The sequence below is a fragment of the Desulfosporosinus sp. BICA1-9 genome (assembly GCF_000802135.1).
The window spans coordinates 16,129-40,639 of sequence record NZ_JUEE01000046.1 but is presented as its reverse complement, the minus strand read 5'-3'; the positions used below and the strand labels follow the sequence as shown (position 1 = coordinate 40,639).

Sequence of the window (24,511 nt, the reverse complement as noted above, 5' to 3'; positions counted from 1 at the left end):
TTAAAGAGCCGCGTCCGACAAGATTAGACATGGAGAAGTAGCGAAGAGGCCGTAACGCGCCGCACTCGAAATGCGGATGCCCGCAAGGGCACGTGGGTTCGAATCCCACCTTCTCCGCCATTACATATTTAATAAATCAAGGGTCTTCGCGACATAAAATGAGAAGACCCTTTTTATTGTTTTAGGATGCTTGGATGAGAAAGGCGACGACGGAGCCGACGGGAGTCGCCATTTAGTCGCCATAATAAAAAAAAACCATCCGCTGAAAGATGGTGTTTCCTCTATTTATTATTTGTTTTTACAGCAAGAGCATCTTCACAGATAGTGGGTTACTTGCTACTTCAAGGATTCTTGTCTTGACTTCCTGTAGATGAGAGGGGCATTTCTTTCTTATCATCTCGCTATAAATAGTATGCACTATTTATAGCAAACCCCCATTAAAGGTAGCCGTATAAAAAGCCTACCAGCTCATGCACTCGCGTTGCAGGCGTTCTTTGAGAAGGCGGTGTGCCTTTTTCATAGCTGGCATACAAGGCTTTTGCATGTGCAATGGCAGTATGTGTTTTGTCCTTGAGAAGATCATAGATATTTTCCAAGGTTTTTTCGTATGGAAAATATCCTTTCAATATATCGTGGTATAGCTCTCTGCCCACATGAGCAAACAATGATTGGAAATGCAGCAAAAACCAAAGCTCTATACACTCATTCGACCAGGCCACATGGAATCTCTGCCGACACGTTCTACCCTCGGCGCTGAATTGCGTGTTATCGAAATCGTCATAGGGGAAATCATCCTGATCATACATCAGCCAGACATCTTCGCACTCAGGATATTTGGCCTCTACTGTTTCTCTTGCGTACTTTAGCAGACTTCGGGTATTGCGCCCCGTTCCAATAACCGTGATGCGGTCACCCGATGTAAACTGTGCATATTTTTGATTGACTTGCTTGGTCAGTCCCTGAATATAGAATGGCTCCGTCTTAGTACCCTCACTGAAAATAATAGTATAAGGGGGTAATTTGTGAAGCTTTTCTATTTTCTTTCGTTTCTTCTGCATGGCAGCTTCCAATTTCTTTTGGGTGCTTGCCTTTATCGGCTTTAAGCTCATTGAACCGTCCCCCAATCAAGAATATTCTTGAGATAAGGGTCGGCTCCATACCTTCCTTCAATATATTGCTTGTCATAGGTTTCATCGGGGCGCACCTTTGCACCATTGTCTTTTCTGAACTCTACCAACGAATATAATTTTGATGTGTTTTTCTTATTAAGCGCAGAGAACCAGATTTCATCTCTTCTAAATACTGTGGGTTTCATGGTGCTCATATCGTGAGAGGTAAAGATAAGCTGGGCTCCCTTGGTGTTGATAGACGGATTTGTGAACAGCGCGATAATATACCGGAGCAGCTTTGGATGCAGCTTGGCATCCATCTCATCAGCGATAACAAGACTGCCTTTATGCAAACAGCCCAACAGAAACGGCAGCAAGCCAAAGAGCTTGCGTGTTCCACTCGATTCTTCCTCAAAGGGCAATTCCTCACACGCACCATCTTCCAGGCAGTGTGTTGTGTAAACAGCAGTTATTTTACCGTTGGTATCTTCTTCTGTCCTTATGCTGGTTATATTGATATCCATCTCAGCGAGCATTTTCAAGAAAATATCTTCCTTGCTCTTGTCCTTTAGAAAAACAATTTTTTTATCCTGAAACGGATTATCATAATCCAGAACTCTGCACTCCAAAAACCATGTGATTACATTGTCAATTGTTTTGATATCATAGTTTATAGACAAGTGCGACAGCAGTGGAATAGAGGACTTAATGTTCCCAACCTTGACTTCACCCAAAACATCGGCAATATAAAAATCGGAGGTGTCCCGCTCAAACATGATTTCCAAGTCGCCTGTTTGAAGGTTTCTCGCATACAGGTTTTCCTCTACGATATTAGAGTGCAGAATATTCAACTGATACCGATACTCTGTTTCATTGATGCGAAAGAGAACATCAAATTTTATAGGCAACTCTCTACAGTTCTTGTCAAACAAATAATATTTTTCCTTTTCATCGACAGGAAAACTCCTGAATTCTTTCATTTTCCCATCCTCAAGGTTTTCATCCTTTGAAGCTGTTAAAGCCTTTAACGCGATGACTGGCAAGAGCACCTTATGAGAGAGGTACACAAACGCCTCTAACACACTAGACTTTCCTCCGCCATTTGGTCCGTAGATCGAAATAACGGGCAGAAATTTCTCACTATCGCGCGGATCAACAATTAGACTGTCCTCATGCTCGCTGATTTTTTCGGCACATAAGTCCAAGGTAGCCTCATTCTTAAATGATTTGAAGTTTTCAAATGTAAATTGACACAGCATATTTATCACTCCAATTTAGAGATTTTTTCTCGTAATTACAATATTATTATATTCATTATAGCAGTATTTTATTCAGAAAAACATTAAAACGTGAGAAAAAATCTCATTAATTCAATTAAATCGTAGTTATACCGTGTTTTATAGTGTCCGAGTCCTACACCTTTACGGCCATAGCTGATTCTTAGGTTTTTCTGTATTGGGCACAAAAAAAACACCATCGGTTGAAAGGTGATCATATCTTCAACATCATGCTGCAGGATAAATTTCTCCCGCTCATCTTCCGGAATCTCCAGAAGGAGGAGGGCCTGGTAGTAAGTCAAATTCGTCAGCGCTGACGAATTTGAGCTGCCGCCGTCATCGGTGGAAGCGAACAGTTTATCTCCCTATTCTTCAAAGAGCTGTATCAGCCTGTTGGCTGTGCGCTGGGAATAGCTCACCGATTCGACTAACCATTTTCCCCATTCTCCATGGGGGAACAGGGCCTTGGCCTCCTTCAGGCGCTTGCCGACCTCGATGGAATTGGTATGATTTTACAAGTCTGTTGTTTGATCCTATTTATCTCAGCAGATGCCTTGCGGCGTACGTTCAGTGATGGGTGCATTCATTTTGATTCCCGCCTTTTTGGTAGCTTTAATTACAGCATACGTAAACGGGCTTCGGATGGTGAAGGCTTGGTTATAAACCTATCACCAATGAATGGCTTTTAGCGCAAAGCGATCCGGAGGCTAATTAAGGGTCTCCGTGAGTACACACGAAGACCCTTTTACTATTTTGGAAATAGTGGGAGGAGAAAGTCGCTAGCAATTATTTCGGCTTTTTGGCTTGCTTAGGTTTTTTTGTCTCCTTTTTGGTGCTTTTTTCTCCCATTGTATATCACTCCTTTCGAACAAGACTGTTTTTTTATAGCAAGCATATTCCTGTTTAGAAACAGGGTAAGGAGTAAAAGAATAGTCTATGTTAAGTATACCATGATAGACGGATAAATTCCTAGATTGGTTAATCCTTCCTACCTATGAAACCCAATGGTAAAGGGAATGTTTGAACCGGGGCTTTATAATTTAAAACGACAATAGCTGTTACTGAAAATTGATTTACTAGATATTACCAGAATAACATCTAGTAAAGAGGTTAATAATATGATCATAAGGGTACGTAATGGTTGAGCCAAGATTTATATATGCTCTTTACGGGGTGTATATGGGTCGGCCAAAGATGATATACAGGTAGTAAAATGCTTTTATATTGTCGGAGGGAAGATCTTCTATGGTGGGGAAAAGCTTTACTGCAGTCTTCATCGATTGTTTTAGGGTTCCAACTTATCATATTGGGTCGAGCTAAGATTTTGCTGGGTGTTGATTTTCTTACTCAACCATATGTCAGTAGATATATGCATGTGTAAGAAAGTTCGGTTATATACAGCCGAAAGGTTGTATGTAGCTGAGTAGATATCTTGTAAGGTCGAACGAATCATGAGTATGGGTGGTGACCTGCTTGATTATGGTCGAAAGATCATAGTTGGGTAATAAGCGATCTATATTGGTGTTAGGAAGATCATTACGTGCTCTTATATATTTATCTAAAGCTAAAAGACGTGATTTCGATATGAATTATTTTATTATATAGAGAGAATCAATCTAGGGTCTTCGTGGATGGTATACGCGAAGACCTTTTAGTTTTATGGATAGAGGAACGAGCCGAGGGAAGTTGCAATTAGATAAATAATTAAAAGATCAATAAATCAACAAATTAAATAAAAAAATGAATTAATCAAAAAAGGAAGCACCTTGCTTAAATCTTCACATTCTTGGACAGACTGCTATTAGAGAAATAAATTGACCACTAATGCATGAAGTTCAGGAGGGCGGGATCAGACTTATGAAAGCATGGAGATCAATTAATATCATCCTTTTAAGTATGATTACAATTTGGGGAGTCGCGGCTTATTGGGGACCACTTAAAGAAAGTAATGCAGGTACTAGTACTGGTTTTAGTGCGAGTACTAATGCTGTGAAAGCCTATAAAACGAACGAGTCGATGGATGAAATATCATTCACTCCAACACCGGACGAACTGATACGATTTCATGTTCTCGCAAACTCTGACAGCGAACGGGATCAGGAGCTGAAGCATGCGGTTCGAGATGCTATCTTAAAAGAAGTTTCGCCTCGGCTAGCCGTTTCCCAGTCGTTAGATGAATCACGGGATATTCTTAAGCAGCTCAGCACTGAAATGGAGGATATAGGGCGTACTGTGGCCAGGGATTGGGGAAAGAATTATTCAGTCCGTACAGAGTATGGGCGTTTTTCCTTCCCTACCAAGTCCTATGGATCCTTAGTACTCCCGGCAGGTCAATATGAAGCGTTACGTGTCGTGATCGGTGAAGGAAAGGGATCAAACTGGTGGTGCGTGCTTTTCCCACCGCTCTGTTTTATTGATATTAAGAGTTCAACAGCCGTTCCAGTGGATGGAAAGGCGGGGATTCCCCATAAAATTGAAGTCTCTGTTAATTCGAAAGAACAGACGAATAAAAATCACCTCATTACGGCTAAGCCAAAAGTTCGCTTTTACTTCTGGGAATTAATCAATCGCATATAAAAAATCACATATTCCGTCCTTTTTACAAAGCCGGAAACTCTCTAAATATAAGAACGACACTTGGACTTAGCTAGGGATATGGATAAGTAAGGATAGGGTATAAGACTAGGGCTAAGGCTAGGCTAAGACTAAGCTAAGCCTAAGCTCTAGGTATATTCCTCCCGTGGAATATCTCCGACATTTCTTTAGTTAAGCGTTGTTTAATCTTTTTCTTTTCACTGGGTGAAAGTTCTTTTTTAGCCGTGCCAAATAGATAACTATCGAGATCAAAGTCTTTTAAGATCATCTTTGTATGAAAAATGTTTTCCTGATAGACGTTGACGTCGATCATTTGATAAAGTTCCTTTTTTTCCTTAGCCAAATAGTTTTGAATGGAATTTATTTTATGATCAATAAAGAATTTTCTACCGTCAAGATCTCGTGTAAAACCTCGGACGCGATAGTCGATGATGGCAATGTCTGAATAAAAATTAGTCACAAGATAGTTAAGGGCTGCCAGTGGAGAAATCTTCCCACAGGTTGAAACGTCAATGTCTGCCCTGAAGGTACTAATCCCTTTATTGGGATGACTTTCTGGATAGGTGTGAACTGTGATGTGACTTTTATCTAAATGGGCCACGACATTAGCAGGTATTGTCACATCTTGCTCCTCGGAAACAAGCATCGTAACACTTGCCCCTTGAGGATTATAATCTTGTTTAGCAATATTGAGGATATTGGCACCGATAATGCTGGCAACATCTGAAAGAATTCTAGCGAGACGATCAGAATTGTATTCTTCATCTATGTAATCGATATAGGCTTGACGGTGCTCGGGGGACTTGGCATAGCAAATATCATACATATTGAAACTCAAAGTTTTGGTTAGGTTATTAAAACCGTATAATTTTAATTCTTTTAGTGGTTTAATTTCCATTTCATCCTCCAAGGTTAGTTTTAAAAATTTAAATAATAAAGGCATACATAGAGTACTCTACGATATTTAAGCCAAAAATATTCAACTTAAACAAAGAAATATATAAGATTACATATATTAACAGCTAATTTACCATTGACGTGCCTGTTTCTTTGCGATATAATCTCTCTTGTTCACTAAACACAGAAAACACATTAATTTTATATTAATAGGTAGATTGTTTATCGAACTCGGAGAGGTGGCTGAGTGGTCGAAGGCGCCCGCCTGGAAAGCGGGTACATTGGGCAACCGGTGTCGAGGGTTCAAATCCCTCTCTCTCCGCCATTTTTAGATGATTCCAGCCAAAGTATTCGACTTCGGCTTTTTATTTTGCTATAATTGATTTAGCCGTACTAGACGGGGAGGTAGCGGTTCCCTGTAACTTGCAGCCCGCTCTAGCAAGGTGGAATTCCCGCGAAAGGTCCACGCCTGTGAAGCAGTCTTTGGTGGGCAGCGATGAGATTTGGGTCTTACGCAACAGAACACTCCGAACCGTGTCAGATCCTGACGGAAGCAGCACTAAGGAGAGCGTTTTGTGTGCCGTAAGGTTGCCTGAATTGAGTATGCCGACCAAGGTAACGTTCGGAGGCGCTGGTTCGATCTAGGGTGTACGGCTATTTATGAAAGATAAAGGTGGTCAATGTACCATCTTTTTTTAACATATTCCCCACTCTATTTATTGAGGGTGATAGTATGGCTTATTTAGCGCTTTATCGTGAATGGCGCCCTAGAGTGTTTAAAGACATTGTAGGTCAAGAACATATTACTAAAACATTAATTAATGCGCTTAAACAACAGAAGATAGCACACGCTTATTTATTTAGTGGTCCAAGAGGCACAGGGAAAACTACCGCTGCCAAAATCTTAGCTAAAGCTTTGAATTGCGAAGAATTACAAGGAGTGGAGCCCTGTAATCACTGTCCTTCTTGTACGGGTATTGACCATGGTTCATCAATGGAGGTTTTTGAGATCGATGCCGCATCAAATCGGGGCATTGGCGAAATTCGTGATTTACGTGAAAATATAAAATTGAGCTCAACCCAAGGGAAATATAAAGTTTATATTATCGATGAAGTACATATGTTAACTTCTGAGGCGTTCAATGCCCTGCTTAAGACATTGGAAGAGCCTCCCCAACAGGTTATTTTTATTTTAGCTACGACAGAGGTTCAAAAAATTCCTTTGACAATCCTTTCTCGGGTACAGCGTTTTGAATTCCATCGGATCTCCTTAGAAAATATCCAAAAACGTTTGCTTGAAGTATGTACGTCTATAGAGAGGCAGGTCAATCCGGACGCCCTTGCGGTCATTGCCCAGAAGTCTGAAGGCGGGCTACGGGATGCCTTGAGTATTTTAGACCAATGTCTTCTTCAGGATGATCCAATCGGTGTAGAAGAAGTGTATCTGGTTTTGGGTATGGTTGGGGAGACTTATAGCGCTCAGTTAGTGGAAGCATGTCTCTTCTCTGATTATGGCAAAAGTTTAAACCTTTTAGCTGATGGCATTCAGCAAGGGCGAGACCCACGTCAGATTATCCGAGAGTTGCTTGATTATCTCCGCCAAATGTTATTGACAGCGTCTACAGGGAAAACCCCTATGGTAGCGCCACATATTCAAGATCGTTTGGTCAAACAGGCTGCAACAATCGGAATTCCCCGCTTGTTGCGCTGGATCTCTGTATTACTACAAGGGGAAGGTCAGCTTAAGTATGCTTCGAATGCTCGATTAGCTGCTGAACTTTTATTAGTCCAGACCATTCATGATAGTCAACCTTCTACGATGGATGGGCAGGAGGAGATACTGAAGCGGTTGTATCTAATCGAGCAACAGCTTCAAGGCGGTGGTTTTGTTCGAGAGGGAATACCCGAAGGGAAGCCTTTGGTCAGTTCTAAATCGAGTCGTGTGATTCCGAAGGATCCACCCCAGGCCCAGAAAATTTCTCATACAGAAGTAAAAACCTCGGATTCAGGGAACACTGCCGAGGAATCTAAACTCAGCCTGACCATTGAGGGAATTCAAGAGCGTTGGAATGATGTTTTAGAACAGGTTAAAAAACTTAAAAAATCAACCCAGGCTTTTTTGATGGAAGGAAAACCAGTTCAACTTGATGGAAAAACTTTGACGATCCTCTTTCGTGAAGGTTGTTCTTTTCATAAAGACAAAGTTAATCAAGCAGAAAATCGCCAGACCATCGAAGATGTTCTTAAGCGCCTATTTGGTACTTCCCTAACCTTGCAGAATTTTATGGAAAACGAGTTTCAGACCAAGGAGACACCGTCGAGTCAAGACTCGAAAAAGCAGGAGCAAGCTTTGATAAACAAAGCCAGAGACATGTTTGGCTCAGATCTGGTAGTGGTTAGGGAGTAATAGATAAGAGCAACGAGTGAATAATACTAGTAATAACGAAGATAGGATGTGTTTAAAATGGCGGGTTTTAAAGGTATGGGCGGTGGCGGTATGGGTGGTAATATGAGCCAAATGCTCAAGCAAGCTCAAAAGATGCAAGAGGATATGGCGAAGGTTCAGGAAGAACTTCTGACCAAAACAGTGGATGCCTCTTCTGGCGGAGGGATGGTTCAAGTTGTCGTCAGTGGGAAAATGGAATTGGTCGAATTGAAAATCAAGCCTGAAGCAGTTGACCCTGAAGATGTTGAAATGCTGGAAGATCTTATCAAAGCGGCATTAAATGAAGGGTTAAGGAAAGCTCAGGAAATGGCTAGTCAAGAAATGGGTAAACTTACCGGCGGTTTAAAGATCCCCGGATTGTTCTAGGTGATCTATGGATTTCTTACAATACCCACAACCCTTGGCGGATCTTATTAGTAGCTTAGCGCGTTTGCCGGGGATTGGGCCCAAAACGGCTGGACGGCTTGCTTTTTACTTACTTCAACAACCCCTAGTTTCCGAGGATTTAGCACGAGCTATTGTCGTAGCAAATCGTGATATCAAAAAGTGTTCTATTTGTTCGAATTTTACAGATCAAGAGCCGTGTGCGCTCTGTCATAATCCACAAAGAGATCAAACCGCACTTTGTGTAGTTGAGCATCCAAGAGATGTGGTATCGTTAGAGAAAACTAAGGAATTCAAGGGACGTTATCATGTGCTACACGGGGTTCTCTCCCCAATGGACGGAATTGGTCCAGAGCAATTGACCGTTAAACAGCTCTTAAGACGTTTAGATGGAATAAAAGAAGTGGTTATGGCAATGAACCCTACCGTTGAGGGGGAAGCGACGGCTCTTTATTTAGCGCGCTTGCTAAAACCAATGGGAATTAAAGTATCTCGGATCGCCCATGGTCTTCCTGTAGGAGGAGACCTAGAATATACTGATGAGGTGACCATTGCCAGGGCTTTAGAAGGTCGCCGACAATTATAGCTAGTATATAAGCTAACAACTGTAATTAAAAAGGTTTCCCTAGAAGTGAACCTTAATAAAGAATCTGATAATTTTGAAACTTCCTAGGTGCTCGGAATTTGAAGATTGCATTTTACCCATAAATTTAATTGTTGACGGATATAACAATTAAAGGGTATACTGAGGTTGTCGAAAGGGAACTATTCGGGCTTATACCTGAATTAGTTCCCTCAGTCTATTTTTATGGTAATTTTACAAAAATTCTTTCTTTTTTTTCCCAACTTTTTCCCTTAACCTATGTTGGGGGATAGAATCTGGGGTTGCCATAAATAGAGCACTTATACTTAGAGATCCAAAATTAAATTAATCACATGATTAGGAGGAGAAAATTATGGCCAAAATGAAAACTATGGATGGTAACGAAGCGGCCGCGCACGCCTCATATGCGTTCACGGAAGTCGCCACTATCTTCCCCATCACTCCCTCTTCAACAATGGCAGAATTAGTTGACGAATGGGCTGCTCATGGAAGGAAAAACGTTTTTGGGCAAACAGTTAAAGTTGTTGAGATGCAATCCGAGGCTGGAGCAGCTGGCGCAGTGCATGGTTCACTTCAGGCAGGGGCTTTAACTACGACCTATACGGCTTCCCAAGGCTTACTTTTGATGATTCCTAACATGTATAAAATTGCTGGAGAGCTCTTGCCATGTGTATTCCATGTCAGCGCTCGGGCCTTAGCAACGCATGCCTTATCCATCTTTGGTGACCATCAGGACGTTATGTCCGTGCGCGCAACGGGTTTTGCACAGCTTTCATCTCATAATGTGCAAGAAGCATTAGACCTTGGCTTTATTGCTCACTTAGCGACGGTTAAATCCAGAGTACCGTTCCTTCATTTCTTTGATGGATTCCGGACCTCTCATGAAATTCAAAAAATAGAAGTTCCAGAATATGAAGAAGTTGCTAAACTTTTAGATATGGACGCAGTACAAACCTTCCGCGACAGTTCTTTAAATCCTGAACGTCCTGTTCTTCGTGGAACGGCTCAAAATCCGGATGTTTACTTCCAAGGTCGAGAAGCTTCGAATCGTTTTTATGATGCCATTCCAGACATGGTTGAGCATTATATGCAAGAATACAAGAAACTCACTGGCCGAGAATATCATCCTTTCCAATACTATGGTGCAGATGATGCAGAGTATGTCATTGTGGCCATGGGCTCGATCTGTGACACGATTGAAGAGACTATTGACTATCTCGTGGCCAAAGGGGAAAAGGTTGGCGTTGTTAAGGTTCACTTATATCGCCCGTTCTCCAGTGATTACTTCTTTAAAGTCTTGCCTCCTACTGTTAAAAAGATTGCGGTTCTTGACCGTACCAAAGAACCCGGTGCTACGGGCGAACCTCTATATCTAGATATAAAGGATATTTTCTATTCAAGCGATCTTAAACCAGTGGTTGTCGGTGGCCGTTATGGCTTAGGGTCAAAAGATACGACCCCATCCCAAGTACTGGCTGTCTATAAAAACCTTCAATCTGAAAGCCCAAGACATGACTTTACGATTGGAATTATCGATGATGTCACTAATAAATCCTTAGCAGAGGATGAAATCATTGACACTGCTCCAGAAGGGACAATTTCCTGTAAGTTCTGGGGTCTTGGTGCTGATGGTACAGTCGGTGCTAATAAACAAGCGATTAAGATTATTGGGGATCACACCAAGCTCTATGCTCAAGCTTATTTCCAATACGACAGTAAGAAATCGGGCGGAATTACGGTTTCCCATCTTCGCTTTGGCAAAAAGCAAATTAAATCCCCTTATTATGTGACAGGCACGAACTATATAGCTTGCCATAACCAAACTTATGTCTACCAATATGACCTCTTAAAAGGGCTCAAGCAAGGCGGCAACTTTGTCTTGAATTGCCAGTGGACCCCAGAAGAACTGGCTGAAAAGCTTCCTGCTACTATGAAACAGGCTTTAGCCAAAACCAAAGCTAACTTCTATATCATCGATGCAGTATCGATTGCCCGAAAAATTGGTCTTGGTAACCGCATTAACATGATCATGCAAGCAGCCTTCTTTAAACTTGCCAACGTAATTCCTGTCCAAGAGGCTGTTGATTATTTAAAAGCTTCCGTTGTAAAAACCTATGGTAAAAAGGGTCAAAACATCGTAGATATGAATACTGCGGCGATTGATCTCGGCGTATCTTCCCTTATCAAGGTAGAAGTTCCGGCCGCTTGGGAAAATCCAGACAACGCTCAAGCTCAGGCTGCCGCGGCTGTTCAAGAACCGGATTTCATAACGAATATTCTGCGCCCGATGAATGCGCTAGAGGGAGATAGCCTTCCTGTCAGTACGTTCTTAGGACGTGAAGATGGAACCTTCCCGGTAGGAACTTCTTGCTATGAAAAACGTGGGATTGGTGTTATCGTACCGGAATGGCAGATCGACAATTGTATCCAATGTAATCAATGTTCTTATGTTTGTCCCCATGCAGCAATTCGTCCGTTCTTAATCAATGAAGAAGAAGCAAAGACTGCTCCGGAAACCTTCGTGGGTAAGAAGGCGATTGGTAAAGAAGTAACGGGCCTGCAATTCCGTGTTCAAGTAAGTGCATTGGATTGCACAGGATGTGGAAACTGTGCTGAGGTTTGCCCAGCCAAAGTTAAAGCTCTGGTCATGAAACCAGCGGCTGAGCAGATGGAACAACAGACCAAGAACTGGGAGTTTGCTGTTACCCTGAAAAATAAGAGCCAACTCTTTGATGTCACAACTGTGAAAGGTAGCCAGTTTGCGCAACCGTTACTAGAGTTCAACGGTGCATGCCCAGGCTGCGGTGAGACTGCCTACGTTAAACTTATTACTCAGCTATATGGCGATCGCATGATGATTTCCAATGCTACCGGCTGTAGCTCCATCTGGGGTGGCAGTGCTCCTTCAATTCCATATACCACTAATCAGGAAGGCAAAGGACCAAGCTGGGCTAACTCCTTGTTCGAAGACAACGCCGAGTTTGGCTATGGTATGTACCTGGGCGTTCGTCAACAACGTGAGAAACTTGTGGATTTGATGAACCAAGCACTCGAGATGGAGATAAGTGCTGAGTTGAAAGAAGCATTCCAAGAGTGGCTGACGGGTTGGGATGATGCTGACGCTTCTAAAGCTGCAACTGCAAAGATCCTTGCTGGACTTGGAAGTTATGTTGGAGACAATAAGGTCCTGGCGGAAATCTTTGCTAAGAAAGATCACCTTATTAAAAAATCCCAATGGATCCTCGGTGGGGACGGTTGGGCTTATGATATCGGATTTGGTGGCTTAGACCATGTACTAGCTTCTGGAGACGATGTAAATATCTTCGTTATGGATACTGAGGTTTACTCCAATACTGGAGGACAATCCTCAAAATCTACTCCTCGAGCAGCAGTAGCCAAATTTGCTGCAGCAGGTAAAAAGATTCGAAAGAAAGACCTAGGCATGATCGCGATGAGTTATGGATATGTTTATGTTGCGCAGATTGCCTTAGGTGCTAACATGGCTCAAACCATTAAGATTATTAAAGAGGCTGAAGCCTATAAAGGACCTTCTTTGATTATTGCCTATGCTCCTTGTATCAACCATGGTCTTAAAGCTGGTATGACTAAGAGTGTCCAAGAGCAGAAGAAAGCGGTTGACTCTGGTTACTGGCACCTCTATCACTATAATCCAGATTTGATCGATCAAGGAAAGAATCCATTTAGCTTGGATTCTAAGGAACCTAGCACATCCTTCCGTGAGTTCATCATGGGCGAAGTTCGTTACTCTTCCCTGTTGAATACCTTCCCGGATAGTGCGGAGGAACTTTTCGTCGGTGCTGAAAAATACGCTAAGGTACGCTATGAATCCTACAAGCGTTTAGCCAATCAAAAGTGGGACTAAGAGATAAAAAATTAAAAAAGTAGCAAAGATTAAGATGTTGAAGAGAGCAGGTTAGCCTGCTCTCTTTACTATGAGGACTCCTTGCCGCTTAAGTAGTATCACTGATGAATGAAATCAGATTGAGATTGATATTTTGTTCTACTTTGTCCTTATGTGCATAGTATGTACTATGCTTTAGGCAAAGGAGGATTTCCATGACCTTTGTTTTTTTAGGACTCTTCATAATTTTATTAGCCTTTGTTGTGCGCTCTTCCTTAGGAAAACCTCGGGTATTTCTCAAAGTGATGATACATATTCTAGGTGGGATAGTTGGACTTTGGCTTATTAATTTTCTCTTAAGTGTCTTTGGGTTAGAGGTTCCTATTAACTTCTTTACAATCCTACTTGTCGGGTTGTTAGGATTTCCGGGTGTTATGGCACTATCAGTATTACAGTTGCTGGGAATTTAACATTATTTTTTAGGTAGTATTATTAGAATTCAAAAGAAAATATACTCAAATAGTGTAAGGGGAACTATTTAACGGTAGTTCCCTTTACACTATTTTTTGTGAAGAAATTCAAGAGTAGGGGTCACTATTTTAGCATCTTATAAGCTAAAGGAGTGAGACCGACAAATTCAATATATGAACATTAGATCCCATGATATTAAAGGAGCGCCTTTAGTGTATATCGATTGTTGTGGTTTTTATTTAAAAAAATTGGGGATAGGGGTTTGTTTCTGCTGAATAGAGTAGCGAACTAAGGATTGGCGCATTAATCAACTTGTTGTCGGACAAGATAAGCTAGATAAGGGGGAAGAAACGTGGGCAGTTGGCTGAAAATGATCAAAGAGCTTACCATTCGTCCGAAGGGAGATAAGCAGATACGCAAGTCTCCCTCGTATTCGTTTGACGAAGAGCTGAATAAGCCTTTATCTGGACAAACAATAAAGGAGATCTTATCCAAGAGTAGCGATGTCGTGTTCCGGGAGTTTTTCCTCCAAGGGAAAGAACGTATTCCCTGTATTTTAGCGGCGGTGGATGGTCTGGTTGATAAGAATCTACTCGATCAATTTATTCTCAAACCTCTCATGGTGGATTTGGCGGGACATCCGGAATTAGCTCAAGTGACCTTATTAAATGTTGTGGATAAAACACTCCAGAGTCTTCTCCCTGGCCTAGAAATTAAGAAAATATCCAAAATGGGAGATGCTATTGATGCTATTCTTTCGGGTGATTCAGTAATTTTTTTCGGCAACTTGACGGAGGCTATCGTTATCGGTGCCAGGGGATGGGAAAGTCGAGGCGTTGCTGAACCGATTACGGAGTCGATCGTCAAAGGGCCACGTGAAGGATTTTCGGAAACGCTTCGAACTAATACCTCACTTTTGCGGCGCAAGATCAAACATCCCTCCTTAAGGATAATCTCTTTAAAACTTGGAGAAATGACGAATACGGATCTTGTAGTTACCTATATTGAAAAAATAGCAAGTCCAGATATCGTTTCCGAAGTTCTTAGGAGACTGAGCTCCATTAAGATGGATGGCATGCTAGGGAATGGATATATCGAGGAAATGATTGAGGATAATCCTTATTCTCCCTTTCCTCAAATCTCCTTTACAGAGCGTCCAGATGTCTTGGCGGGAAAGCTACTGGAAGGGAAAGTGGGCATTATTTGCGACGGAACCCCCATAGTACTTGTGGTACCAGCAGTATTAACACAGTTTTTAAATGTGAATGAAGACTACTATCAACGGGCCATGGTTGCGATCCTTTCACGCTTTGTGCGGTATGTAGGAGCATTTGTAGCCATTGTAGCCCCTAGCGTCTATATTGCAGTGACGACGTTTCATCAGGAAATTATACCGACAGATCTCTTGATGAGTATATCTGCAGGTCGGGAAGGAGTGCCCTTTCCGGCTCTTTTAGAGGCCTTAACTATGACGATTACTTTAGAAATATTACAGGAAGCAGGGCTCCGCTTACCAAAGCCGATTGGACAGACGATCGGGATTGTCGGGGCACTTATTATCGGCGAAGCAGCGGTGACGGCCGGCCTGGTCAGCCCCCTGATGGTTATCATCATTGGATTGACAGCTGTGTCTAGTTATGCTATTCCTACCTTCGATTTGAGTCTTGCGGTTCGGCTCATGCGATTCCCACTAATGATTTTGGCTGGTATTCTTGGTTTTTTTGGGGTAGCTGTGGGTCTTTATGCGATCTTAATTCACCTCCTAAGCCTTCGTTCTTTCGGAGTACCCTACTTAAGCCCGATAGCCCCGCTGCGTATTCGGGCCTTGTTACAAGATACATTCGTTCGGGCACCATGGTGGGCGTTAAAGCGTCGTCCTCAACTCATGGACGTCGAGGAACCCCGACCAAATGGGAAGGGGTAACCATGGAAAGAATTTCTCCCCACCAATTTATGACCTTAGGAGCGGCCGTACTCCTTGGTACAACGTTTCTTCCCGTAGCATCCATCGTGACTGGAGTCGGCGGTCGAGATGGATGGATGAGTGTCTTACCGGGATTTGCCGTGGGAATTCCTTACGGCTTAATGGTGTTTTCCCTTTTAGAACAGTATCCTCAAAAAAATCTATTGACGATTTCAGAAACACTGCTTGGAAAGTGGATCGGGAAAATCATAGGTACCATTTTCATACTAATAACGGGTTATCTTGGTGGCTTGTTGCTGGGGCAAGTCGGGGACATCTATCAGGTTTCGACTATGCCTGTAACCCCTCTCGGAGTGTTCTATCTAGGAGGATTATTACTCGTTTTCTATCTAGTGAACTCTGGGATCGAAGTGTTAGGTTTTTCCGAAGTAGTTTTTCCACTGATCGTCATCGCCTTGCTTCTGAATATTGGACTCTCTATACCTCGGATCGAACAAGGGGAACTTTTGCCTATTTTAAGTGAGGGATTTAAACCAATTTTTATAGGGGCATTTAAAGTAACCCCCTTTGTGATGACCTATATGCTCTTTCTAGCAGGAATTATCGCTTTTCTACCCACCGGAAAGCAAGAGCTTCGTCAGTTGAAAACTGGGGTTTGGCGAACTGTTTTCTTGGTGGGCATTCTAGACACGTTGGTTGTCTTAATCCAAATGCTTGTTTTTGGACCAGCGGAAACTATCCGTGTGGTCTATGGTTTACTTGTCTTAGGGAAAATGGTAGAAGTAAGCCGAACGGTAGCTGGAGTTGAATCCATATTTTTGGGGGTTTGGTTTGGAGCGGCGGTCTTAAAAATCAGTTCTCTCTTTTTTGCAGCGATTTGGGGTTTAGAAACCGTCTTTGGCTTGAAGGGGTTAAAATGGAACCTGGCAATGGGTGTTGCATTTTTAGGGATTGCTTTCAGGTTTATAAGAGGTCCTTCTTTAATTATGGAAATCGGACTTGTTGATGAGTATCTGATAGTGCCTTTTATATCCCTTTGGGTACCTATTCTATGGGGAGTCTCGCTCTGGAAGAAGGGAGCGAGTGTTCGACGAATGAGACCCCAATCAGGAGGGCAAGGGTAACGATGGAAAGAATCTCATCACATCAATTTATGACCTTAGGGGCAGCCGTGCTTATGGGGACAACGTTTTTTCCTGTAGCATCGATGGTTACTACAGTCGGTGGACGGGATAGCTGGATGAGTGTCTTACCGGGCTTAGCTGTGGGAATTCCTTACGGCTTAATGGTGATTTCGCTTCTCGAACAGTATCCAGGCAGAAATTTGTTACAGATTTCAGAAACGCTGTTTGGAAAATGGATTGGGAAAATCATTGGGGTCCTTTATATTTCAATCACGGGTTACTTTGGCGGGCTGTTGTTGGCCCAAGCAGGGGATATCTATGAGACTTCAATTATGCCTCTAACCCCCCTTGGGGTGTTCTACCTAGGAGGGCTTTTACTCGTTTTTTACTTGGTTAATTCGGGGATCGAAGTATTTGCGCGCTTTTCCGAAGTTATCTTTCCTCTAATTGTGATTGCCTTGGTTCTAAATGTCGGTCTCTCCATACCGCGTATGGAACAAGGAGAACTTATGCCTATTTTAAGTGAGGGATTTAAACCGCTTTTTTTAGGGGGGCTCAAAGTAGTACCCTTCGCGATGGAATATATTCTCTTCTTAGCGGGAATCCTTCCCTTTCTAGCTACTGATAAACAAGTGCTTGGACAATTGAAGACAGGGGTTTGGCGAGCAGTTTTTTTGGTAGGATTCCTGGATACAATGGTTGTCTTAATTCAAATTCTAGTGTTTGGACCTGCAGAAACCATCCGTTTAGTCTATGGTTTACTTGTCTTAGGGAAGATGGTGGAAATAAGTCGGACGGTAGCTGGAGTTGAATCCTTATTTCTAGGGGTGTGGTTAGGAGCCCTGGTCATAAAGGTCTGCGCATTTTTTTACACAGTGACTTGGGGCTTAGATACCGTCTTTAAATTGAAGGGATTAAAATGGAATCTCGCAGTGGGCGTCATATTTATGGTGATCGCTTTTAGGTTTAAAAGAGGACCTTCATTAATTATGGAAATTGGAATCGTCGACAATTATCTCATTTTACCTTTTGCGTCTGCTTGGATCCTTACTCTATGGGGAGCCTCGCGCTGGAAGAAGGGAACTGGTGATTCATGAAAAGTATTAGCCAACTTAAAAGAGGGCTTATAGGGATCTTGATTGTATGCCTTATGTTATTGCCTGGATGTTGGGGAAAACGGGAAGTGGAGGAATTAGCCCCACTATTAGGAGTAGGATTTGATCTTGGGGAAAAAACCGGTACTTTTGTCATAACATTTCAATTTGCAAGGCCAACAAAAGGAGCTGCGAGCGGTGCGGAAATTAAGGACCGAACATTTGGCGTAGAGACTTCAAGCGTCAGGGAAGCTATCGAAAAGATTTCTAAAATCACCTATCGGACCCCTTTTATGGGTTCACTGAAGGTGATCATTATTGGCGAGGAGGTAGCAAAAGCTGGTGGTTTTAATAATATGTTGGACTTTGCACAACGTTATTCTGAATTTCGTCGCTCAATGTACCTAGTTCTAGCTAAAGGGAAGGCCCAAGACATCTTGAGGCTAGAATTGCGCTCTGAGCTATTACCAGCTATGGCTACTAAAAATATCATTGAAGGTGGAGATGAAATATCGAGCTTCCCGATGGTACGGTTAGGGCATTACCTTACTATTTTAGGTACAACAAGTACGGCACCAATTCTCCCGGTGCTTGAGAGCGTAAAGCCTGGGGAGGGCCTTGAATATAAAGCGGACGGAAATGATGAGGCAGGAGAGATACGGATACAAGGTGCGGGAGTTTTGCGTGGGGATCGCTTGGTGGATTTTTTGACAGACGAAGAAACTAAAGGATATATGTGGTTAGAGAATGACGTTGTACATCGCTTAATTAACACTGTTGATCTTAAAGATGAAGAAAAAGAAAACGCTAAGTTTGGAGGGCAAGTATTAACATCCCGTACAAAGTACAAAGTACAAAATAATAACGGAAAAATAGAATTGCAATACCAGATCAACACAAGTATTGCAATTGATGAAGTTCTGGGATTAAAGAAACCACTGTCGGGTCCGGAGTGGGTAGAATTAGGGAAAGGGGCAGAAAAGAGCTTTGCTAAGGTTATCGAGAAAGAATGTGAGAGTTCGCTTAAAAAGCAACGAGAGCTAGGCCTTGATTTTTTGGGAATTGGACGGCATATTGAACAGAAAAATTCGGCATATTGGAAGACAATAAAGGATGATTGGGAGGCGGAAATTAAAGATTTTCCGATTTCCCTGGATGTACAAGTTACGGTTCATCATTCTGGAATGTCAAGCGGCAGTGCGGTTAATCCAACGGTAGAAGGGCAAGAATAGGGGTAGAAGTAACTAGGGGGGTATAATCATGATTAAGATGTTCCAGAACAATATAAAAAGCCCATCAGAAACTCAAGAAGTTGTTGAAGACTATAATACTTTTGTCAACGGGGGTAAGGTTCTCCCAGTATGTTACCGTTGTACTCAGGTCCCTAAAGAGGGCCTATATGATGGTTTTCGAGTTCAGGGAATGTTTTTTTGTTCGGATTGCCAACAGGAGTTGTTCACAGCAGAGCAAGGCACACCGGAATATCAGGAGTTCATGTTTTTGATAAAAGGAATTTTTTATTAAGTCAGAACGGTAAACAAATAATTAGTTTAATAAGATACAAACTAGTTTTACTAGCAATGAAGTAAGGAAAATATATAAATGTATCATTAGAACTTAAACTTTTCTTTACTACTTGGTTCCCTGAATAGAGGATTTGTATTAGGGATGAAAAAAAACCTATTTCATGTTAAACTATAAGGAATACCATGTGTCAGTTATATTCAAATGGTAAACAAGTCTGGTGAATGGAGGTTCTTCATTCGGTGGGTGATCTTGGAGCGGGATTGAGCCATTACCATAAACAAGGATTTTGCTCTTTCCATACTCCTGGCCATAAAGGTCGACAGGAGTTTTTTATTGGCCTTGATTTTCGGGGATTTGATTTAACTGAGCTTCCGGGGCTTGATATGCTTCATTCGCCGTACGGGATTATTGCCAAGGCGCAAAAACGGGCTGCAGAGATTTTCGGGGCAGAGGAAACCTTTTTTTTAGTTAACGGGGGGACGGTTGGAAATCAAGCGATGTTTCTCGCTTTGGAAGATACTGCGGATAAAAGGGTTGCTGTAGAAAGAAGCTCTCATCGTTCCGTTATGTCCGCCTTGGTGTTAAGTGGTTTAAAACCAGATTATTTGTTGCCCATCATTCACCCGGATTTTAATCTTCCTTTAGGACTCGACGTGAAGAAACAACAGATTTCATGGCAAGGGTTATCTGCCTGTCATGTCACGTATCCCAGTTATTACGGTACAGGCTTTGAATTAAGCCGTTTGGTGGATGAAAGAACGCGTTTGGAATTTGAAACGCCTATTCTCGTCGATCAAGCGCATGGCTCACATTACCTTGGCTCGTTATTTCCACCCAGTGCCTTAAAGGTTGGAGCAGACCTGGTCTTACATAGTTCTCATAAGACTTTAAGTGCTTTAACTCAATCTGCTATGCTACATGTTCAAGGGAGCAGGGTCTCTCGCACTCGCTTGAGGCAAAGTCTAGAGTTTTTGCAATCCTCAAGCCCGAGTTATTTATTTCTTGCCTCCTTGGAGCGAGCCGGAGAATTCGCCTTAGATAGTGGGCGGTGGGAATGTCTTAGGGAAGCAGTCGATGAACTTCATAGGAAAGTAGGGACTGGTTTTCGAATTCTCTCAGGAGAAGATGTCGGGACTTATGGTATTCATACGGTGGATTGGTCAAAAATTCTTATTAATACATTGCCGTTGGGTATTTCAGCTCCACGTTGTGTAGAATACCTCAGAGAAGGCTTCGGAATTGAACCAGAGTTATGGGATGAGGAAAATATCCTATTTATGTTAGGGATAGGGAATACACCAGAGGATATTCGTTGGCTTACCAAGGGGTTAGAAAGTCTAATTGATTTTGCTCCCTCTGTTGCAAGCAGAATCATAAAAAAGGGAGTAGAAAGATTGGTTCCTAAGATTCTTCCTTTACCTCGTCGGATTCTTTCTCCACGGGAAGCTTTTTTTGCCCATAAACATCAAATCCCCCTCAAGCAGAGCTTAGGTCATATTGTTGGGGAAACGATCTCGCCCTATCCGCCCGGAATCCCAGTGGTCGTAATGGGAGAGCAAATGACTCAAGAAGTTTTAGATAGGTTACTCACTGCCGGAGAGGGACGTTGGCAAGGCTGGGACGGTTTTGAGAATCAAACAATTTGGATTGTCGAGGAGGGCTAAAGGATGAAGAGAGTAATCCCGATTGGCGAGGACAAAGGTGTTGATGTGACGATATGAAACGACAGTTAGAACACTTAGAGAAAGCGGCAAGTGAAAGGCGATTAGCCCATCTCTTACTGTTCCATGGAGGAAGTTCGCTTCATCAACGAGAGGTTGCTCTCCGTTTAGCGCAAATTTTGAACTGTAGTAAGCCGATTTCCAACGGACCTTGTCAAAGTTGTTCGTCTTGTCGAAAGATTCTCAGTGGGAATCATCCAGAAGTTTTATGGCTAAAACCTCTTAAAACGACCATCGGGATTGAGCAGGTACTTAAGTGGCAAGAAAAGGTGAATCTTAAGCATTACGAGGGAATTTATAAAGTTTCTATTATTGAGCAGGCAGAAGCTTTGACGATTCCGGCCGCAAATTCCCTGTTAAAAGTTATTGAGGAACCGCCGGAGCGGACAGTTATTATTTTGAGTGCTGATAATGCGGAAGGCATTTTACCCACGATACAGAGCCGCGCACAGCTTGTTTATTTCCCTAATCTTTCTGAAGAAGCCTGGTTAAAGGAAGTAGGAGACGAGGATAGGCATGAGGCAATTCAAGCTTTTCGGCTAAGTGGAAGTAATCAGAATCTGGCGACAGAGATTTTAAAACATGGAATTTCTACACTGCAAGAATGGCTGGAAAAGTTTGGGATTGCTGTCCAAGAGAGAGATTTCCTTAAACTCTTTGCTCTTTTCCCCATCGATAAGAATCAAGCCAACCTTTATCTACAGGTAATGGCGGTACAGGCCCAAGCAGGAATTCGAAATGGGACGATCCGACCCTTCGACCTTTTGGCGATCGGGAAGGCCGTTGATGTACTAAGACAACAAGTAAATCCAAGATTAGTGATTGAAGTGTTAGCTTTGGAATTATTTCAACAAGGGGGGGCTCTCTGTGATTGAGATTGTGGGCGTTCGTTTTAAACACGCCGGAAAAATATATTATTTCTCCCCGGGAGACCTTGAACTCGCTGCATTTGATAAAGTAATTGTTGAAACAGCAAGGGGTATTGAATTTGGGGAATTGGTTATTCCCTCTCGTCAGGTTCCAGACGAAGAGGTGATTTTGCCATTAAAGCAGGTTATGCGTAAGGCCACGGCAGCGGACGAACATTTTGTCGAACAAAATAAAGCGAAAGAAAGAGACGCCTTTCAAATCTGCTTGAAGAAGATTGCCGAACATCATCTACCCATGAAATTAGTGGATGTTGAATATACGTTTGACGGGAATAAGATTATTTTTTCCTTCACGGCAGAGGGGCGGGTTGATTTCAGGGAATTGGTGAAGGATTTAGCAGCAATCTTTAGGACGCGCATCGAACTACGCCAAATCGGAGTGCGCGACGAAGCCAAAATGCTTGGCGGAGTTGGTTCTTGTGGCAGGATCCTTTGCTGTACTTCTTTCTTAGGGGATTTTGAGCCAGTCTCGATTCGGATGGCCAAAGACCAAAAACTCTCCCTTAATCCAACTAAGATCTCTGGAATTTGTGGTCGTCTGATGTGCTGTCTTAAGTATGAAAATGGCTGTTACAGGTCTGACGATAAAGAGCATTGTTCACGACAACACATTACTCTAGATACAGATAAGCTTATGGAAGGCTCCGATGAACAGAATCCCCGCGCGGAAAGCGTTCTCTCTCCTAAACCTGACGGGAGACAGCAACGCAATAGGAAAGGGGAAAGGCCTAAAGGAAAGAGTGAGAAAGTATGAGCCAATTGACCCAGGCCTTGACCGAAGTCGAAGAGAAATTACGTTCTTTACTCGAGGAAGTTAATCGCTTAAAGCCTTATGTTCAAGCGTTAGAGAATGAAAATATTAAGTTAAAGCGAGAATGGACTCTCCCGGAGAAAGAAACAGAACGAGTTATCGCTAATGCAGAGCACATCCAAGGAGTGGCCCATGATAATCTTGTTCGCCTATACCAAGAAGGCTTCCACGTTTGCCATCTTCATTTTGGGCAACCGTTAGAAGGGGATTGCCTATTTTGCATGGGCTTTTTAAGGAAAGATTAACGAAGTATCGGGATGGAAACAAGGAGTCGAAGGCATTGTTGGCTAAGGGTACATTGTATGTATGCGCGACACCCATTGGAAATTTAGGAGATATCACGTTAAGGGTTTTAGATACGTTGCGGGAAGTAGATCTGATTGCTGCAGAAGATACACGTCATTCACGTAAGCTTTTACAGCATTACCAGATTACGACCCACATGATTAGTTATCACGAGCATAACGAAAAGAAGAAATCTCTAGAACTGGTGGAGAAACTTAAAAGCGGTTTAACAATTGCACTTATTTCCGATGCTGGTCTACCGGGGATTTCTGATCCCGGAAATGAAATAATCCGGCTTTGTCAGAATGAGGATATACCAGTCGATGTTTTACCCGGACCTAATGCAGCACTTACAGCTTTGGTCTTGTCTGGAATGCCCACGGAACATTTTTCATTTCACGGGTTTCTGCCCACTACCACGGGGGCTAGGAAACGAAGTCTAGAGCCACTGGCAAATCTCTCACAGACTCAGATATTCTATGAGGCTCCTCATCGTCTAGTGGCTACTCTCCAAGGGATGTCAGAGCATTTTGGGGATCGTGAGGCGGCGGTAGTACGTGAGCTGACCAAATTACATCAGCAAGTGCATCGAGGAACCGTTTTAGAGTTAATAAAAGCTTTCGAACAAACCACACCTCGGGGAGAGTGTTGCATCATATTAGCACCCTACGTCCATGTTAAATTGGTAGGAAGCCCAGAAGAATGGTGCACAGAGGTCCAGGAAGGGATTGACCGGGGATTAAGTAAAATGGAGGCCATGAAAGAAGTGGCCAAGCGCCATGGAGTAAAAAAGCAACAAATCTATCAAGCCCTCCTCGATGCGCCGACCATGGATGGTCAAGTGTCCCCGTAGCCATGGATGGCGGGAGGGGACCGCAGGCCATGGACGGCCAAGTGTCCCTGTAGCCATGACTCGAACAGGGATGTTCGAGATTAGAGCATCGCCATGGATGGCTAGATGCCGGATGGCAAGGCGCCGTGACGGCGGGAAGAGACCGTTAGACCATAATAGTTGCTCATATGAGGACCTGAAATTAATCTTTCGGATAATAAGAAAAAAAGAAGGCCTTTAAGGCCTTCAAAGTTAATTATATGCACATATGCGTTTTAGTAAATTTCTCTAAGTATGGTTTAGCTATTAAACAGCTTTTGAGGATTCGACACTACTAGCTAAATTTTCGCTCATAGCAACAGCACAGTCTCGGCAGACGTTTTTACCGTGAAACATTTGGTTATTACTGGCATTACCACAAAATACACAAGCAGGCTCATACTTTTTGAGAATAATTCTTTCTTGGTCCACATAGATCTCCAGAGCGTCTTTCTCGTCAATACCTAAAGTGCGTCTAAGCTCTATCGGTAAAACAATACGACCGAGTTCATCTACTTTTCTTACGATTCCAGTTGATTTCATCATTTTTTCTCCACACTCCCTTTACAACAACATTCGA

Annotated in this window: 20 protein-coding genes, 2 tRNA genes, 1 other RNA gene and 1 pseudogene; 19 read left to right on the top strand and 5 right to left on the bottom strand. The window is 42.6% G+C overall.

Translation table 11 applies throughout. The features are described 5' to 3' along the window. Positions 1-31 precede the first annotated feature (31 nt). A tRNA-Ser gene (locus tag JL57_RS06075) sits at positions 32-120 on the top strand. Between the two features lie 317 nt (positions 121-437). Here the strand turns inward: JL57_RS06075 and JL57_RS06070 are convergent. From JL57_RS06070 to JL57_RS06060, 3 genes and pseudogenes are all read right to left on the bottom strand, one after another. Beyond that, the gene (locus tag JL57_RS06070; protein WP_034141164.1) at positions 438-1,109 is read right to left on the bottom strand and encodes an RloB family protein; all 672 of its coding nucleotides are present in this window, start codon (positions 1,107-1,109) and stop codon (positions 438-440) included. Beyond that, positions 1,106-2,368 (bottom strand): ATP/GTP-binding protein, encoded by a 1,263-nt coding sequence (locus JL57_RS06065; protein ID WP_034141163.1) that lies wholly within the window; start codon positions 2,366-2,368, stop codon positions 1,106-1,108. The genes JL57_RS06070 and JL57_RS06065 overlap by 4 nt, the downstream gene beginning before the upstream one ends. A gap of 233 nt (positions 2,369-2,601) precedes the next feature. Further along, a pseudogene (locus JL57_RS06060) lies at positions 2,602-2,973 on the bottom strand (DUF3102 domain-containing protein); the annotation flags it as partial. A gap of 1,270 nt (positions 2,974-4,243) precedes the next feature. On the opposite strand from JL57_RS06060, the gene spoIIR reads away from it, so the two are divergent. Further along, a complete protein-coding gene (spoIIR, locus tag JL57_RS06055; protein ID WP_034141162.1) occupies positions 4,244-4,963 on the top strand; it encodes a stage II sporulation protein R in 720 nt (239 codons plus the stop codon). A gap of 139 nt (positions 4,964-5,102) precedes the next feature. Here spoIIR and speD read toward each other — a convergent pair whose 3' ends face one another. Continuing rightward, entirely contained in the window at positions 5,103-5,879 is a 777-nt protein-coding gene (gene speD, locus JL57_RS06050) for an adenosylmethionine decarboxylase (protein WP_034141217.1), read from the bottom strand. Positions 5,880-6,111: 232 nt separating this feature from the next. On the opposite strand from speD, the gene JL57_RS06045 reads away from it, so the two are divergent. From JL57_RS06045 to rsmI, 17 genes are all read left to right on the top strand, one after another. After that, positions 6,112-6,203, top strand: a tRNA-Ser gene (locus JL57_RS06045). A gap of 63 nt (positions 6,204-6,266) precedes the next feature. Continuing rightward, positions 6,267-6,532: signal recognition particle sRNA large type (gene ffs / locus JL57_RS33660), an RNA gene on the top strand. Between the two features lie 79 nt (positions 6,533-6,611). Beyond that, positions 6,612-8,285, top strand: a complete 1,674-nt coding sequence (gene dnaX, locus JL57_RS06040; protein WP_034141161.1) for a DNA polymerase III subunit gamma/tau — start codon at positions 6,612-6,614, stop codon at positions 8,283-8,285. Between the two features lie 57 nt (positions 8,286-8,342). Beyond that, positions 8,343-8,690, top strand: a complete 348-nt coding sequence (locus tag JL57_RS06035) for a YbaB/EbfC family nucleoid-associated protein (protein ID WP_034141160.1) — start codon at positions 8,343-8,345, stop codon at positions 8,688-8,690. 7 nt (positions 8,691-8,697) lie between these two features. Further along, a complete protein-coding gene (gene recR / locus JL57_RS06030) occupies positions 8,698-9,294 on the top strand; it encodes a recombination mediator RecR (protein ID WP_034141159.1) in 597 nt (198 codons plus the stop codon). Between the two features lie 370 nt (positions 9,295-9,664). Next, entirely contained in the window at positions 9,665-13,195 is a 3,531-nt protein-coding gene (gene nifJ / locus JL57_RS06025; protein WP_034141158.1) for a pyruvate:ferredoxin (flavodoxin) oxidoreductase, read from the top strand. 194 nt (positions 13,196-13,389) lie between these two features. Next, positions 13,390-13,644, top strand: a complete 255-nt coding sequence (locus JL57_RS06020; protein WP_034141157.1) for a pro-sigmaK processing inhibitor BofA family protein — start codon at positions 13,390-13,392, stop codon at positions 13,642-13,644. 353 nt (positions 13,645-13,997) lie between these two features. After that, positions 13,998-15,569, top strand: coding sequence for a spore germination protein (locus JL57_RS06015; RefSeq protein ID WP_291299761.1), 1,572 nt, complete (start codon positions 13,998-14,000; stop codon positions 15,567-15,569). A gap of 2 nt (positions 15,570-15,571) precedes the next feature. Beyond that, the gene (locus JL57_RS06010) at positions 15,572-16,693 is read left to right on the top strand and encodes a GerAB/ArcD/ProY family transporter (protein WP_034141156.1); all 1,122 of its coding nucleotides are present in this window, start codon (positions 15,572-15,574) and stop codon (positions 16,691-16,693) included. A gap of 2 nt (positions 16,694-16,695) precedes the next feature. After that, positions 16,696-17,790, top strand: a complete 1,095-nt coding sequence (locus tag JL57_RS06005; protein WP_034141155.1) for an endospore germination permease — start codon at positions 16,696-16,698, stop codon at positions 17,788-17,790. After that, positions 17,787-19,019: a Ger(x)C family spore germination protein gene (locus JL57_RS06000; protein ID WP_034141154.1), complete on the top strand. Its 1,233-nt coding sequence runs from the start codon at positions 17,787-17,789 to the stop codon at positions 19,017-19,019. The genes JL57_RS06005 and JL57_RS06000 overlap by 4 nt, the downstream gene beginning before the upstream one ends. A gap of 28 nt (positions 19,020-19,047) precedes the next feature. Then, entirely contained in the window at positions 19,048-19,311 is a 264-nt protein-coding gene (locus JL57_RS05995; protein ID WP_034141153.1) for a sigma factor G inhibitor Gin, read from the top strand. A 242-nt stretch (positions 19,312-19,553) separates the two neighbouring features. Continuing rightward, positions 19,554-20,978, top strand: a complete 1,425-nt coding sequence (locus JL57_RS05990) for an aminotransferase class I/II-fold pyridoxal phosphate-dependent enzyme (protein WP_291299760.1) — start codon at positions 19,554-19,556, stop codon at positions 20,976-20,978. A 53-nt stretch (positions 20,979-21,031) separates the two neighbouring features. Next, the gene (locus JL57_RS05985; RefSeq protein ID WP_034141151.1) at positions 21,032-21,910 is read left to right on the top strand and encodes a DNA polymerase III subunit; all 879 of its coding nucleotides are present in this window, start codon (positions 21,032-21,034) and stop codon (positions 21,908-21,910) included. Then, entirely contained in the window at positions 21,903-22,718 is an 816-nt protein-coding gene (locus JL57_RS05980) for a stage 0 sporulation family protein (protein ID WP_034141150.1), read from the top strand. The genes JL57_RS05985 and JL57_RS05980 overlap by 8 nt, the downstream gene beginning before the upstream one ends. Then, a complete protein-coding gene (locus JL57_RS05975; RefSeq protein ID WP_034141149.1) occupies positions 22,715-23,020 on the top strand; it encodes an initiation control protein YabA in 306 nt (101 codons plus the stop codon). The genes JL57_RS05980 and JL57_RS05975 overlap by 4 nt, the downstream gene beginning before the upstream one ends. A 35-nt stretch (positions 23,021-23,055) precedes the next feature. Then, positions 23,056-23,913 carry a 16S rRNA (cytidine(1402)-2'-O)-methyltransferase gene (gene rsmI, locus JL57_RS05970; protein WP_291299769.1) on the top strand — a complete coding sequence of 286 codons (858 nt, stop codon included), beginning with the start codon at positions 23,056-23,058 and terminating at the stop codon, positions 23,911-23,913. A gap of 285 nt (positions 23,914-24,198) precedes the next feature. Here rsmI and JL57_RS05965 read toward each other — a convergent pair whose 3' ends face one another. After that, positions 24,199-24,474: an AbrB/MazE/SpoVT family DNA-binding domain-containing protein gene (locus JL57_RS05965; protein ID WP_034141148.1), complete on the bottom strand. Its 276-nt coding sequence runs from the start codon at positions 24,472-24,474 to the stop codon at positions 24,199-24,201. Between the last annotated feature and the right edge of the window lie 37 nt (positions 24,475-24,511).

Bases quoted from the DNA above. Each gene is read 5' to 3' on its own strand.
- JL57_RS06070 (WP_034141164.1), bottom strand. From the start codon at position 1,109: ATGAGCTTAAAGCCGATAAAGGCAAGCACCCAAAAGAAATTGGAAGCT.
- JL57_RS06065 (WP_034141163.1), bottom strand. From the start codon at position 2,368: ATGCTGTGTCAATTTACATTTGAAAACTTCAAATCATTTAAGAATGAG.
- spoIIR (WP_034141162.1), top strand. From the start codon at position 4,244: ATGAAAGCATGGAGATCAATTAATATCATCCTTTTAAGTATGATTACA.
- speD (WP_034141217.1), bottom strand. From the start codon at position 5,879: ATGGAAATTAAACCACTAAAAGAATTAAAATTATACGGTTTTAATAAC.
- dnaX (WP_034141161.1), top strand. From the start codon at position 6,612: ATGGCTTATTTAGCGCTTTATCGTGAATGGCGCCCTAGAGTGTTTAAA.
- JL57_RS06035 (WP_034141160.1), top strand. From the start codon at position 8,343: ATGGCGGGTTTTAAAGGTATGGGCGGTGGCGGTATGGGTGGTAATATG.
- recR (WP_034141159.1), top strand. From the start codon at position 8,698: ATGGATTTCTTACAATACCCACAACCCTTGGCGGATCTTATTAGTAGC.
- nifJ (WP_034141158.1), top strand. From the start codon at position 9,665: ATGGCCAAAATGAAAACTATGGATGGTAACGAAGCGGCCGCGCACGCC.
- JL57_RS06020 (WP_034141157.1), top strand. From the start codon at position 13,390: ATGACCTTTGTTTTTTTAGGACTCTTCATAATTTTATTAGCCTTTGTT.
- JL57_RS06010 (WP_034141156.1), top strand. From the start codon at position 15,572: ATGGAAAGAATTTCTCCCCACCAATTTATGACCTTAGGAGCGGCCGTA.
- JL57_RS06005 (WP_034141155.1), top strand. From the start codon at position 16,696: ATGGAAAGAATCTCATCACATCAATTTATGACCTTAGGGGCAGCCGTG.
- JL57_RS06000 (WP_034141154.1), top strand. From the start codon at position 17,787: ATGAAAAGTATTAGCCAACTTAAAAGAGGGCTTATAGGGATCTTGATT.
- JL57_RS05995 (WP_034141153.1), top strand. From the start codon at position 19,048: ATGATTAAGATGTTCCAGAACAATATAAAAAGCCCATCAGAAACTCAA.
- JL57_RS05985 (WP_034141151.1), top strand. From the start codon at position 21,032: ATGAAACGACAGTTAGAACACTTAGAGAAAGCGGCAAGTGAAAGGCGA.
- JL57_RS05975 (WP_034141149.1), top strand. From the start codon at position 22,715: ATGAGCCAATTGACCCAGGCCTTGACCGAAGTCGAAGAGAAATTACGT.
- JL57_RS05965 (WP_034141148.1), bottom strand. From the start codon at position 24,474: ATGAAATCAACTGGAATCGTAAGAAAAGTAGATGAACTCGGTCGTATT.